This window comes from Streptacidiphilus sp. ASG 303 (assembly GCF_020991365.1).
Classification (GTDB): domain Bacteria; phylum Actinomycetota; class Actinomycetes; order Streptomycetales; family Streptomycetaceae; genus Peterkaempfera.
Genome location: NZ_JAJLRA010000007.1, coordinates 250,923 through 262,732, shown reverse-complemented (window position 1 = coordinate 262,732; position 11,810 = coordinate 250,923). Strand labels below are relative to the sequence as shown.

Annotated in this window: 11 protein-coding genes and 1 rRNA gene; 3 read left to right on the top strand and 9 right to left on the bottom strand. The window is 74.3% G+C overall.

Annotation, left to right across the window (positions count from 1 at the left end):
* From LO771_RS12900 to LO771_RS12890, 3 genes are all read right to left on the bottom strand, one after another.
* Positions 1 to 309: ribosomal RNA gene (locus tag LO771_RS12900) — 16S ribosomal RNA — on the bottom strand; the annotation flags it as partial.
* Positions 310 to 875: 566 nt separating this feature from the next.
* Positions 876 to 2,141, bottom strand: coding sequence for a tyrosine--tRNA ligase (tyrS, locus tag LO771_RS12895; RefSeq protein WP_230651589.1), 1,266 nt, complete (start codon positions 2,139 to 2,141; stop codon positions 876 to 878).
* Positions 2,142 to 2,259: 118 nt separating this feature from the next.
* Positions 2,260 to 2,913, bottom strand: coding sequence for a DNA-3-methyladenine glycosylase (locus LO771_RS12890; RefSeq protein WP_230651588.1), 654 nt, complete (start codon positions 2,911 to 2,913; stop codon positions 2,260 to 2,262).
* Between the two features lie 369 nt (positions 2,914 to 3,282).
* Between LO771_RS12890 and LO771_RS12880 the strand changes: the two genes are divergently transcribed.
* The 3 genes from LO771_RS12880 (at position 3,283) to LO771_RS12870 (ending at position 5,518) form a co-directional block, all read left to right on the top strand.
* Complete coding sequence (locus LO771_RS12880; protein ID WP_230651586.1) at positions 3,283 to 4,065, top strand: sporulation protein; 783 nt, start codon at positions 3,283 to 3,285, stop codon at positions 4,063 to 4,065.
* 179 nt (positions 4,066 to 4,244) lie between these two features.
* Positions 4,245 to 4,775 (top strand): YbhB/YbcL family Raf kinase inhibitor-like protein, encoded by a 531-nt coding sequence (locus LO771_RS12875; protein ID WP_230651583.1) that lies wholly within the window; start codon positions 4,245 to 4,247, stop codon positions 4,773 to 4,775.
* A gap of 233 nt (positions 4,776 to 5,008) precedes the next feature.
* Complete coding sequence (locus LO771_RS12870) at positions 5,009 to 5,518, top strand: HNH endonuclease (protein ID WP_230651576.1); 510 nt, start codon at positions 5,009 to 5,011, stop codon at positions 5,516 to 5,518.
* A 239-nt stretch (positions 5,519 to 5,757) separates the two neighbouring features.
* Here LO771_RS12870 and LO771_RS12865 read toward each other — a convergent pair whose 3' ends face one another.
* From LO771_RS12865 to LO771_RS12840, 6 genes are all read right to left on the bottom strand, one after another.
* Positions 5,758 to 7,794, bottom strand: a complete 2,037-nt coding sequence (locus tag LO771_RS12865) for a PQQ-binding-like beta-propeller repeat protein (RefSeq protein ID WP_230651572.1) — start codon at positions 7,792 to 7,794, stop codon at positions 5,758 to 5,760.
* Between the two features lie 86 nt (positions 7,795 to 7,880).
* Entirely contained in the window at positions 7,881 to 8,180 is a 300-nt protein-coding gene (locus tag LO771_RS12860) for a 4a-hydroxytetrahydrobiopterin dehydratase (RefSeq protein ID WP_230651569.1), read from the bottom strand.
* A 156-nt stretch (positions 8,181 to 8,336) separates the two neighbouring features.
* The gene (locus tag LO771_RS12855) at positions 8,337 to 9,104 is read right to left on the bottom strand and encodes a sulfite exporter TauE/SafE family protein (RefSeq protein ID WP_230651567.1); all 768 of its coding nucleotides are present in this window, start codon (positions 9,102 to 9,104) and stop codon (positions 8,337 to 8,339) included.
* A gap of 204 nt (positions 9,105 to 9,308) precedes the next feature.
* Entirely contained in the window at positions 9,309 to 10,304 is a 996-nt protein-coding gene (locus LO771_RS12850; protein WP_230651564.1) for an SPFH domain-containing protein, read from the bottom strand.
* A gap of 9 nt (positions 10,305 to 10,313) precedes the next feature.
* Entirely contained in the window at positions 10,314 to 10,736 is a 423-nt protein-coding gene (locus tag LO771_RS12845) for an NfeD family protein (protein WP_230651561.1), read from the bottom strand.
* 125 nt (positions 10,737 to 10,861) lie between these two features.
* Positions 10,862 to 11,653 carry an ABC transporter ATP-binding protein gene (locus LO771_RS12840; RefSeq protein WP_230651559.1) on the bottom strand — a complete coding sequence of 264 codons (792 nt, stop codon included), beginning with the start codon at positions 11,651 to 11,653 and terminating at the stop codon, positions 10,862 to 10,864.
* Positions 11,654 to 11,810: the final 157 nt, after the last annotated feature.

Below are 11,810 nucleotides of genomic sequence, written 5' to 3'. Positions count from 1 at the left end.
AGTGTGGCCGGTCGCCCTCTCAGGCCGGCTACCCGTCGTCGCCTTGGTGGGCCGTCACCCCACCAACAAGCTGATAGGCCGCGGGCTCATCCTGCACCGCCGGAGCTTTCCACACACCCCCATGCGGAGGCGTGTCGTATCCGGTATTAGCACCGGTTTCCCGGTGTTGTCCCAGAGTGCAGGGCAGATTGCCCACGTGTTACTCACCCGTTCGCCACTGATCCGCCCCGAGGGGCTTCACCGTTCGACTTGCATGTGTTAAGCACGCCGCCAGCGTTCGTCCTGAGCCAGGATCAAACTCTCCGTGAATGCTTCATCAGCAATCAGCGGAAGAGCCGCGCGGCCCCGGGCGGAATAGGCCCGGTCCGCGCACAGCGTCCTCGCTGCTGTTCATCTTCAAAGGAACCCAGAGGGTTCACATATCTGGCGTTGACTTTTGGCACGCTGTTGAGTTCTCAAGGAACGGACGCTTCCTTCGCGGCCCCTGCGGGCCCCTCCGGGCGCTTCGTTCTTCCGTGTCTCCAGCTTATCAGACCCCCGGAGTGTCTCTCTCCGCTTCGCTGACCCCCGCCGGCGGGGTTTGTCGCCGAATTTCTTTTCCGCGACCCCCACTACGTTAGCGCATTTTCCCGGCCGTTCTCGCACCCGCCCCGCGGACACGAATGTCCGAGGCGAATCCTGATCGCTGGGTGATGCTGCAGTGGATGGTCGCTCCGGCTCGGCGCGGGCCGGCCTGAGGCTCTGCCCGTATGCCGTCCGAATCAGGCGACTCGTCCTACGTTAGGCGTCCGAGGCCCGGCCGTCAAACACGGAGGGTGCGGATCCGGCCGGATCCGCACCCTCCGTGATGAAGTGCCTGGTCAGAGCAGGTCGTTTCAGGACACGAGCTCGACCGCGGCCAGGTTGCGCTTGCCGCGGCGCAGCAGCAGCCAGCGGCCGTGCAGGAGGTCGGCGCGGGTGGCGACGGCCTCCTCCTCGGTCACCTTGGCGTTGTTCAGGTAGGCACCGCCCTCCTTGACCGTCCGGCGCGCGGCCGAGCGGCTGGCGGAGAGGCCCGTGGCGACGAACAAGTCGACCAGTTCGCCGAGTTCGGCGACCTGGGCCTTGTGGGGGAGCTCGGCGACCGCGGCGGCCATGGTGGGCGCGTCGAGGTCGGCGAGGTCGCCCTGTCCGAAGAGCGCCTTGGAGGCGGCGACCGCCCGCTCCAGCTGGTCGGCGCCGTGGAGCATCGTGGTGAGCTCCTCCGCCAGGGCGCGCTGGGCGGCCCGGGCGGCGGGGCGCTCCTGGGTGAGGCGCTCCAGCTCCTCGATCTCCTCCCGCGAGCGGAAGCTGAAGATCCGCAGGAAGGTGGAGACGTCGCGGTCGTCGGCGTTCAGCCAGAACTGGTAGAAGGCGTAGGGCGAGGTGAGCTCGGGGTCGAGCCAGACCGTGCCGGTCTCGGTCTTGCCGAACTTCGTGCCGTCCGCCTTGACGATCAGCGGCGTGGCGAGGGCGTGCACCGACGTACCCTCGGCCTTGTGGATGAGGTCGACGCCCGCGGTGAGGTTGCCCCACTGGTCGCTGCCGCCGGTCTGGAGGGTGCAGCCGTAGCGGCGGAACAGCTCGAGGTAGTCCATGCCCTGGAGGACCTGGTAGCTGAACTCGGTGTAACTGATGCCCGCGTCGGAGTTGAGCCGCCGGGCGACGGCCTCCTTGGCGATCATCTTGTTGACCCGGAAGTACTTGCCGACGTCGCGGAGCAGGTGGATCGCCGACATGCCCGACGTCCAGTCCAGGTTGTTGACCATCCGTGCGGCGCTCGGCCCCTCGAAGTCGAGGAACTTCTCGATCTGGGCGCGGAGCCGGCCCACCCAGTCGGCCACCACCTCGGGGTCGTTGAGGGTGCGCTCGGCGGTGGGCTTGGGGTCGCCGATGAGTCCGGTGGCGCCGCCGACCAGGCCCAGCGGCCGGTGCCCGGCCTGCTGGAGGCGCTTGAGCGTGAGGATCTGCACCAGGTTGCCGAGGTGGAGGCTGGGCGCGGTCGGGTCGAAGCCGCAATAGACCGTGACCGGGCCGTCCGCGAACGCCTTGCGCAGTGCGTCCTCGTCGGTGGAGAGGGCGATCAGGCCCCGCCACCGCAGCTCGTCGACGATGTCCGTCACGGTCTCGTGTCTCCTTCGGTCACGTGGCCGGCGCCCCGCGCGGGGCGCCGACGCTGTCCAGCGTGTCCGAGACTACGCGGTCGGCGCCACCGGGATTCCTCCCGGTCGGCCGCGCCGTTCAGCGCGCCGCGCGGCGGCGGGGGGCGTGGCGCCGGTACGGGCTGACCGTGGGGTCGCCGTCGATCCAGTACCGCCAGGGGGCGTGGGCGCCGTCGCCGGAGACCCCCGTGCGGGGGCCGCTGGCGACGAGGCCGGGCGGGGGCGGGGTGCCGGTGAGGACGCGGAAGGGTGAGGGGGCGCCGTCCGGGGGACAGGCGTCGGCGCCGTCGAGGGCGCGGTCGACGCCCAGGGCGAGGGCGAGGCGGGCGGGGCCCCGGGCCAGTTCGGCGTCGCGGCGGGCGGTCGGGCGGCGGGTGCGGGCGGACGCGGTGCCGGCGGTCACCTCCCCGGCCCGGAGCAGGACGCCGGAGGGGGTGCCCTCGGGGCCGCAGACCAGGTTCATGCAGAAGTGCATGCCGTAGGTGAAGTAGACGTAGACGTGGCCGGGTTCGCCGAACATCACGGCGTTGCGGGCGGTGCGGCCCCGGTAGGCGTGGGAGCCGGGGTCGTTCGGGCCGTCGTAGGCCTCGACCTCGGTGAGGCGCAGTTCGACGGGGCCGTCGGGCGTGTTGCGGACGAGGACGCGGCCGAGCAGGTCGGGGGCCACCTCCAGGACGGGCCGGTCGAAGAAGTCCCAGCGGAGCGGGGCGCGCTGGGGGTCCGTGCTCGGCATGGGACCGAGGGTAGTCCGGCGAGGGGGCGGGGACGCCCGGCGGTCCGGGCACGCCGGAGGTCCCGATACGCCGGGGGGCCGGGCGCCTCACGGGTGCCGGCGCCTCGGGGGCCGGGGGCTTCCGGGTCCGGACGCGTCGGGCGGTCCGGGTCCCCCGGGCGGTTCGGACACGTCGGGCTTGGTGGCGCGGCCGGGACTTTGCCAAGGTATGACCGAGCCGGAACCGTGCCGGGGGCGTGTTCGTCTCCCGGTGAGGACCGGACCAGGCACGACCGGGCACGGCACGACCGGCCGGGGTGCGACGAGGCAGGGCCGGGCGGGACCCGGTGGGCCGCCCGCTGTGCGGCCCGCGACCAGGAGAGGATTGCGATGGGCTTCAAGCGGATGCTGGCCGCCCTCGGCGCCGGCGGCGCCTCGGTGGAGACGGTGCTGCACGACCCGAACGTGGTGCCGGGCGGTGTCGTCCACGGCGAGGTGCGGATCCAGGGCGGCAAGGTCGACCAGCGCATCGAGGGTCTGACCCTGGGGCTGCAGGCCCGGGTCGAGGTGGAGACCCAGGACTCCGAGTACAAGCAGGACGTGGAGTTCCACCGCCAGCGGATCGGCGAGGGCTTCGAGCTCAAGGAGGGCGCGGTGCACACCGTGCCGTTCGCGCTGCACGTGCCCTTCGAGACGCCGGTGACGGCGGTGGCGGGCCAGCGGCTGCACGGTATGGCGGTCGGCGTGACCACGGAGCTGGCGATCGACCGGGCGGTGGACGCGGGCGACCTGGACCCGGTCGACGTGCACCCTCTGCCGGTGCAGCAGGCGATCCTGGACGCCTTCGTGCGGCTCGGCTTCCGCTTCAAGGGGGCGGACCTGGAGCGCGGGCACATCCGCAACACCCGGCAGCGGCTGCCGTTCTACCAGGAGATCGAGTTCTTCGCCCCGCCGCAGTACCCGGGGCTGAACGAGGTGGAGCTGTCGTTCGTCGCCGACGAGACGGCGGTGGACGTGGTGCTGGAGATGGACAAGCGGGGCGGCCTGTTCACCGAGGGCAGCGACACCTTCCGGTCGTTCACGGTGCAGCACGCCGCCGTCGGTTCGACGGACTGGGCGGACTACCTGCACCAGTGGATCCACTCGGTGGGCGGCCGGCGCGGCTGGTTCTGAGCCCGACGTCCCGTCGGCCCGGCGCACCCGCCGGCCGCGGCCGGGCGGTCCGCCGGTGGCGGCGCCGCCCGGCCGCGGCGCGCCCGGCGGGTGTGCGGTCGGCGGGTGTGCCGCAGGCGGGTGTGCGACCGCGGCTAGGGTGGAAGACGACCAAGATCCCCCTTGAGGAGGTTCTGGACGTGACCGAGGCCAACAGGCGGCCCCTTCCGCACGACTTCCACCCGCCGGTGCCGTCCTTCACGGTGTCGAGCGACGACATCCGGGACGGCGGGGTGCTGCCGGAGGCCCAGGTGCAGTCGGGCGGCAACACCTCGCCCCACCTGCGCTGGGAGGGCTTCCCGGCGGACACCCGCAGCTTCGCGGTGACCTGCTACGACCCGGACGCGCCGACCGGGAGCGGCTTCTGGCACTGGACGGTCTTCGACATCCCCGCGTCCGTGACCGAGCTGCCCACGGGCGCCGGCACGGGCGGTTTCGCCGGGCTGCCGGAGGGCGCGGTCCAGGTGCGCAACGACTACGGCACCCGGGACTTCGGCGGAGCAGCGCCGCCGCCCGGCGACGGGCCGCACCGGTACCTCTTCACGGTCTACGCGGTGGACACGGAGAAGCTCGGGCCGGACGCGGAGGCGACGTCGGCGGTGGTCGGCTTCAACCTGCGCTTCCACACGCTGGCGCGGGCCAACCTGCTGACGGAGTACGAGAACAAGTAGCACCCCGCCGGCTGCGGCCGGCGGGCGCGGAGCACGAGCGGCGCGGCCGCGCACCCCCGGGCGGGGTGCGCGGCCGCGCCGTTCCCGTCCCCTGCCGGCGGGGCGGGGCGGGGAGGAGGGGAAGGGAGGGCGGGGGCCCCGTCGAAATTGCGTTGTTGCACCGGCCGCCGCCGATCCACAGTGGAGCCCTGCCGCCGCGGGGGCGGGAGCAAGGGGCCGGGGAGGTGTCCGCGATGCGGAACACGCTGGTGCTGAACGCGGGCTACGAGCCGCTGACGACGGTGTCGCTGCAGCGTGCCGTGGTGCTCGTCCTGCAGGGCAAGGCCGTGGTGGAGCAGGCGCACCCGATGCGGGTGGTGCGGGGTGCGGACGTCGAGGTGCCGCTGCCGCGGGTGGTGCGGCTCACCCGGTACGTGCGGGTGCCGTTCCGACAACGGGCCGCGTGGTCGCGGCGGGGCGTCCTGGTGCGGGACCAGCACCGGTGCGCGTACTGCGGTCGGCGGGCGACGACCGTGGACCACCTGGTGCCGCGGTCCCGCGGGGGTGCGGACAGCTGGCTGAACACGGTGGCGGCCTGCGCCGAGGACAACCAGCGCAAGGCGGACCGGACGCCGGAGCAGGCCGGGATGACGCTGCTGCGCAGGCCGTTCGAGCCGACGCCGGAGGCGGCGCTGATGCTGGCGCTGGGGCTGCGCCGGGCGGACGCGGGCGACCTCGCGGCCTGGCTGCCGCAGCCGGCCTGATCGGGGCTCGGCAGCCGGGACTGACGCGGCCCGGGCCTGACGGTGCCGGGCCTGACGGTCCGGGGCCGGACGCGGCCCGGGCGCGGCGGCCCGGTACGGACCGGGCGGCGGAACCCTGCCGGGGAGGGTTCCGCCGCCCTCGTGCACGCACGGGCCCGCGGCGGCGGCGCGCCGCCGCGGGCCCGGCCGAGGGGTGACCGGCCGAGGGGTGACCGGCCCGGGAGCGACCGGCCGAGGGGTCAGCCGCGGGCCCGGTAGGCGGTGGCGGAGGTGCCGTAGGTCGAGGTGAAGGCGGGCACGGCGACGACCGTGCCGTCGGCGCTCAGCAGCCGCCCCGCGGTGAGCAGGGAGCCGGTGCCCTTGGGGAAGCCGCCGCCCGCGGACTCGCCGCCGTCGGCGAGGGCGAAGCGGCTCAGGTGGGCGGGCTGGTCGGTGCGCTCCTCGGTGGAGACGACCAGGGCGCCGCCGTCGATGCCGACCGGCTGGACCTTGCCCTTCTCCTTGGCGGTGGTCCGCCACAGCGTCCTGCCGCTCTTCAGGTCCACGGCGGTGAGGGAACCGTTGGCGGGCGTGCTGCCGTCGGCGGGGACGAGGGCGGTGGCCAGGGTGGTGCCGCTGAAGAAGACGCCGGGCGCGGCGTCCAGGGAGCCGTGGCCGACGTCGAGGCGGGCGCCGCCGGCCTGGGCCACCGGGATCTCGGCGCCCGGGTTCCCCTTGCCGTCCCAGGAGCGGACCTTGTCGTCGGACTCCTTGTCCCCGGTGGTGAGGACGACCGCGGGTTCGGCGGACAGGACGGAGACGGTCCTGGGGCTGCCGAGGCCGCGCCACCAGACGAGGCGGCCGCTGCCCGCGTCGAGGGTCACGGCCTGCTCCTTGGGACTGCTGTCGGCGCAGCTGCTGTGCAGCAGGACGGTGCTGCCGGAGCCGGTGCCGGACAGGGTGCAGAACTTGCCGCGGCCGGCGTTGCTCCACTTCTCCTTGCCGCTGGACGCCTCGTAGCCGACGGCCTCGGAGTCGCCGACGGCGACGACGCGGGTGTCGTTCACCATGACGCGGGCCCCGTAGGAGTCCTTGGTGTCCGAGAGGGTTTTGGTCCACTTCTGCCGGCCGGTGGCGGTGTCCACGGCGGAGAGCAGGGTGCAGTTCTTCCCGCCGGCCCTGGGGGTCCACAGGACGGCGCCGGTCCCGGCGGCGGCCGTGGGCGACATGCCGCAGGGCACCGCGCCCGGCTTCGGGGGCTGGAGGGTCCAGAGCTGCCTGCCGGAGGCGGGGTCGTAGGCGCGGACGCCGCTTCCGTCGCCGCGCACCACGGCCCCGGGGAGCAGCCAGGAGCCCTGGAGGGCGTCGTCGGCCCCCGCGGGGGCGGCCGGGGCGGCCCACGCCCTGGTGTGGTCGACGGAGAAGCCGGCCGGGGCGGGGGCGGTGCCGCCGGAGGCGGCGGGGCTGCCGGGGTCGTCGCCACCCGCGACGTAGACGCCGGCCGCGACGAGGACCGCGAGGGCGCCCGCGCCGACGGCGGCGCGGACGGCGAGGGTGCGGCGGTCGGGACCGTCCGTACCGCCGGTGAGGGCGGCGCGGAGGCGGTCGGCGAGGGCCGGGCGGGGGGTGCCGCCGGCGTCGTCGTCCGCGTCGTCGCGGGTGCCGTCGCCGGTGCTGCCGTAGGTGCCGCGGGGGGCGCCTGACGGCGGCTCGGGTGCGGATCCGGCCGGAGGGCCGGCGGGCGGCGGCGGGAAGGGCGCCCCCTGGTCGGGCAGCGCCTGCCACTGCTGCGTGGCCTCGCCGTCGGCGCCCGCCGCACCGGGGTCGTGGGATCCGGGGGTCCGGCCGTCCTGGTGGCTCTGCGCGCTGCCGCCGTAGGCGGGGTCGGGGGTGCCGTACGGGCCGGCGGGGTCGGCGTAGGGGTGGCCGCCCGCGTACACCCCGTCGCCGTGGCCGCCGTAGGACCCGCCGTACTGCTCGTAGGGCTGCTGCGCGTATCCGGCCGGGTCGTACCCGGTCCAGCCCTGGGACTGCTGCCCGTACGGCGCGGGGTCGTACGCCTGCGTCCCGTACGGCTGCTGTCCGTGGGCCTGGTCGTGGGGCTGCTGCGCGTGGCCGCCGTAGTAGCCCTGGTACGCCTGCGCCGGGTCGCCCCACGCCTGCGCGCCGTCGCCGTACGCCTGGTGGCCGCCGGGTATGCCGCCCTCGGCGGAGGAAGCCTGGCCGGTGTGCCACTGCTGCCCGTACTCGTACTCCGAGGGCTGCTGTCCGCCGCTGCCGGAGGGTTCCTGAGCCATGAAGTTCCGTCCGTCCCGCCTGGATGATCCGTCGGCCAGCATCTCATGGACGGCGGCGGGGCCGTCCGGGCCGCAGGGGCGGCCGCTCAGCCGTGGACGGCGAGGGCCTGGTCGATGCGGGCGGCGAGGGCGAAGTCGAGCGCCGTGAGGCCGCCCGCGGAGTGGGTGCTGAGGGCGAAGTGCAGGGTGCGCCAGCGGATGTCGATGTCGGGGTGGTGGTCCATCGCCTCGGCCTGCTCGGCGACGGCGTCGACGACGCGGATCGCGGCGGGGAAGCCCGAGGTCTCGGCGGTGCGGCGGAGGGTGCCGCCGTCGCGGGTCCAGTCGGGCAGGGAGGCGAGGAGCCGGGTGATCTCGGACTCGGCGAGCAGGGGCGCTGCGGGCACGGGGGGCCTCCGGGTGGGGGTGCGGTGCTCGGGTCCGACCCTCGCAGACTCCGGCCCGGGCGTCGAGCCGGGGCGGCCGGGCGTGGGCCCGCCGGGCGCCGCGGGTCCCCGGCTGCGGCCCCGGCTGCGGCCCCGGCTGCGGACCTCGCTGCGGCCTCAGGTGAGCAGCAGCTTGGCGACGGCGGCGAGGCCGACGGCGACGATGACGCCGCGCAGGGCGGCGGGCGGCAGGCGGCGGCCGACGCGGGCGCCGATCTGGCCGCCGACGACGGCGCCTGCGGCGACCAGCAGCACGGCGGTCCAGTCGAAGTCGGCGACGAAGAGGAAGAAGAGGGCGGCGACGCCGTTGACGAGGAGGGCGAGGACGTTCTTGACCGCGTTGGTCCGCTGGAGGTCCTCGTCGAGGAGGGTGCCCATGAGGGCGAGCATCAGCACGCCCTGGGCGGCGCCGAAGTAGCCGCCGTAGATCCCGGTGGCGAAGATGCCCGCGACGAGCAGCGGTCCGGCGTCGGGGTGCGCGGTGCGGCCCGTCTCCCGGCGGCGGGCGGCGACGGCCCTGGCGAGGCGGGGCTGGAGGACCACGAGGACGAGGGCGAGGACGATCAGCACGGGGACGATCGCGTCGAAGGCGCTCGCGGGGAGGAGCACCAGCAGGACGGCGCCGGTGAGTCCGCCGAGGAGCGCGGCGGCCCCGAGCCGCAGCAGCCGGCCGCGCTGCCCGGCGAGTTCGCGGCGGTAGCCGATGGCGCCGCTGAGCGAGCCGGGGACGAGGCCGAGGGAGTTGGAGACGTTGGCGGTGACCGGGGGGAGGCCGACGGCGAGGAGGACGGGGAAGGTGATGAGGGTGCCGGAGCCGACGATGGTGTTGATGGTGCCCGCTCCCACGCCGGCGGCGAGGACCGCGGCCGCCTCCCAGGGTGTCATCGCCGTTCCCTTCGCTGCCGGACCGTCACGGTGGTCCGATCATGCACGACCGGTCCCGGCCTGCCCGCGGCGGGGTGCGGGCGGCCCTCCGGAGCGGCCCTCCGGGGCGGCCCTCCGGGGGGGCAGCGGGGGCGGGGAACGGGGGGCCCGTTCCCCGCCCCCGGGCGGTGCGGCGTCAGGACCGCGGCGTCGCGGCGGCCGCGGTCACTCGGGGTCGATCGGCGGGTACTGGCGGCGGGCCGGGTCGACGCGGGGCCGGGCGGCGCCCTTGTCGAGGTCGGCGGGCGGGGTGGGGCCGGCGGGCTGGTGGCCGTTGCCGGCCGGTCCGCCCGCGAAGCCCGCGAAGGCGCCGCCGAGGCCCTTGAGCGCCTCGCCGACCTCGCTGGGGATGATCCAGAGCTTGTTGGAGTCGCCCTCGGCGAGCTTGGGGAGGGTCTGCAGGTACTGGTAGGCGAGCAGCTTCTGGTCGGGGTTGCCCGCGTGGATGGACTCGAAGACGGTGCGGATGGCGGCCGCCTCGCCGTCGGCGCGCAGCACGGCGGCCTGGGCCTCGCCCTCGGCCTTGAGGACCTCGGCCTGCTTCTGGCCCTCGGCGGTGAGGATCGCGGCCTGCTTGGTGCCCTCGGCGGTGAGGATGGCGGCGCGCTTGTCGCGGTCGGCGCGCATCTGCTTCTCCATCGAGTCCTGGATGGAGGTGGGGGGCTCGATGGCCTTGAGCTCGACGCGGTTGACGCGGATGCCCCACTTGCCGGTGGCCTCGTCGAGGACGCCGCGCAGCGCCGCGTTGATCTCCTCACGGGACGTCAGGGTGCGCTCCAGGTCCATGCCGCCGATGATGTTGCGCAGCGTGGTTACGGTGAGCTGCTCGATGGCCTGGATGTAGCTGGCGACCTCGTAGGTGGCGGCGCGCGGGTCGGTGACCTGGTAGTAGATGACGGTGTCGATGTTGACGACCAGGTTGTCCTGGGTGATCACCGGCTGCGGCGGGAAGGGCACGACCTGCTCGCGCAGGTCGATGCGGTTGCGGATGGTGTCGATGAACGGCACCACGATGTTGAGGCCGGCGTTGAGCGTGCGGGTGTAGCGGCCGAAGCGCTCCACGATCGCGGCGCTGGCCTGCGGGATGACCTGGATCGTCTTGATCAGTGCGATGAATGACAGCACCACCAGGATGACCAGGACGATGAGGACGGGTTCCAACGCGCTCTCCTATACGACGAGGGCGGTGGCGCCCTCGATCTCTACGACATCCACCTGCTGGCCGGGCTCGTAGACGGTGCCGGGGTTGAGCGCCCGGGCCGACCAGATCTCGCCGTTGAGCTTGATCCGTCCGCCCTGGCCGTCGACCCGCTCCTGGACGACGGCGCTGGCGCCCTTGAGCGCGTCGATGCCCATCCGCACCGGCGGCCCCTGCTGCAGGTGCCGGTAGGCGATCGGCCGCACCACCACGAGGAGGCCGACGGAGACCGCGACGAAGACGACGAACTGGAGCACCACGGACGCGCCGAGACCGGACGCGCCCGCGGCGGCGAGGGCGCCCACCGCGAACATGCCGAACTCCGGCATCGCCGTGACCACCAGCGGAATACCCAGACCCACGGCGGCCAGAAGCCACCACACCCAGCTGTCCACGCACCCATCCTAGGGAGCAACGGACCTGCGGGGAACGGTTTCCGCAGGTCGATGGGCGCGAACCGGCCGCCTCCCGGAAGGGGGGCGGCCGGCGGCGGTGCGGGTGCGGGTGCGGGGTGCGGGGGTCAGCCGAGCGGCAGGCCCTGGGCGGTCCAGCGGTCGCCGCGGCGCTCCAGGGTGAGCGGCAGGCCGAAGCAGAGGGAGAGGTTGCGGGCGTTGAGCTCGGTGTCGATCGGACCGGCCGCCAGCACCTTCCCCTGACGGATCATCAGGACGTGGGTGAAGCCGGGGGCGATCTCCTCGACGTGGTGGGTGACCATCACCATGGACGGCGCGTACCGGTCCTGCGCGAGGGCGCCGAGGCGGCGGACCAGGTCCTCGCGGCCGCCGAGGTCGAGGCCGGCGGCGGGCTCGTCGAGGAGCAGCAGCTCGGGGTCGGTCATCAGGGCGCGGGCGATCAGGGTGCGCTTGCGCTCGCCCTCGGAGAGGGTGCCGAAGCGGCGGTCGCGGAAGTCCGCCATGCCGAGGCGGTCCAGGAGGGCGAGGGCGCGGGTCTCGTCGGTGGTGTCGTACTGCTCGCGCCAGCGGGCGGTCATGCCGTAGGCGGCGGTGAGGACGGTCTCCAGGACGGTCTGGCGGCGCGGCAGCTTGTCGATCATGGAGGCGCCGGCGGTGCCGATGCGGGGGCGCAGCTCGAAGACGTCGACCGAGCCGAGCTTCTCGCCGAGGATCTGGACGGTGCCGGTGCTGGGGAAGAGGTAGCTGGACGCCACCTGGAGGAGGGTGGTCTTGCCCGCGCCGTTGGGCCCGAGGACGACCCAGCGCTCACCCTCGGCCACCGCCCAGGACACCTGGTCCACCAGTGGACGGCCGTCGCGGACCACGGACACGTCCACCAGCTCGAGAACGTCGCTCATGCGTACGCCTTCCCCAATTCGCATGCGGCCCTCCGCCGGCGGATCCGGGGGGCGGATCCGGAGGGGAGCGGTCCACTCGTGTCGACTTCGCCGCGCGCGCCGCGCGGAGCACGGACCAAACCTACGCCACGCGGACGGCGGCCCTGTCCGTAGGCTG

Excerpts from the sequence above, each read along its gene's own strand:
- LO771_RS12890 (WP_230651588.1), bottom strand. The coding sequence starts at position 2,913 with ATGCCGAGCACGGACCCCCAGCGCGCCCCGCTCCGCTGGGACTTCTTC.
- LO771_RS12880 (WP_230651586.1), top strand. The coding sequence starts at position 3,283 with ATGGGCTTCAAGCGGATGCTGGCCGCCCTCGGCGCCGGCGGCGCCTCG.
- LO771_RS12870 (WP_230651576.1), top strand. The coding sequence starts at position 5,009 with ATGCGGAACACGCTGGTGCTGAACGCGGGCTACGAGCCGCTGACGACG.
- LO771_RS12865 (WP_230651572.1), bottom strand. The coding sequence starts at position 7,794 with ATGGCTCAGGAACCCTCCGGCAGCGGCGGACAGCAGCCCTCGGAGTAC.
- LO771_RS12855 (WP_230651567.1), bottom strand. The coding sequence starts at position 9,104 with ATGACACCCTGGGAGGCGGCCGCGGTCCTCGCCGCCGGCGTGGGAGCG.
- LO771_RS12840 (WP_230651559.1), bottom strand. The coding sequence starts at position 11,653 with ATGAGCGACGTTCTCGAGCTGGTGGACGTGTCCGTGGTCCGCGACGGC.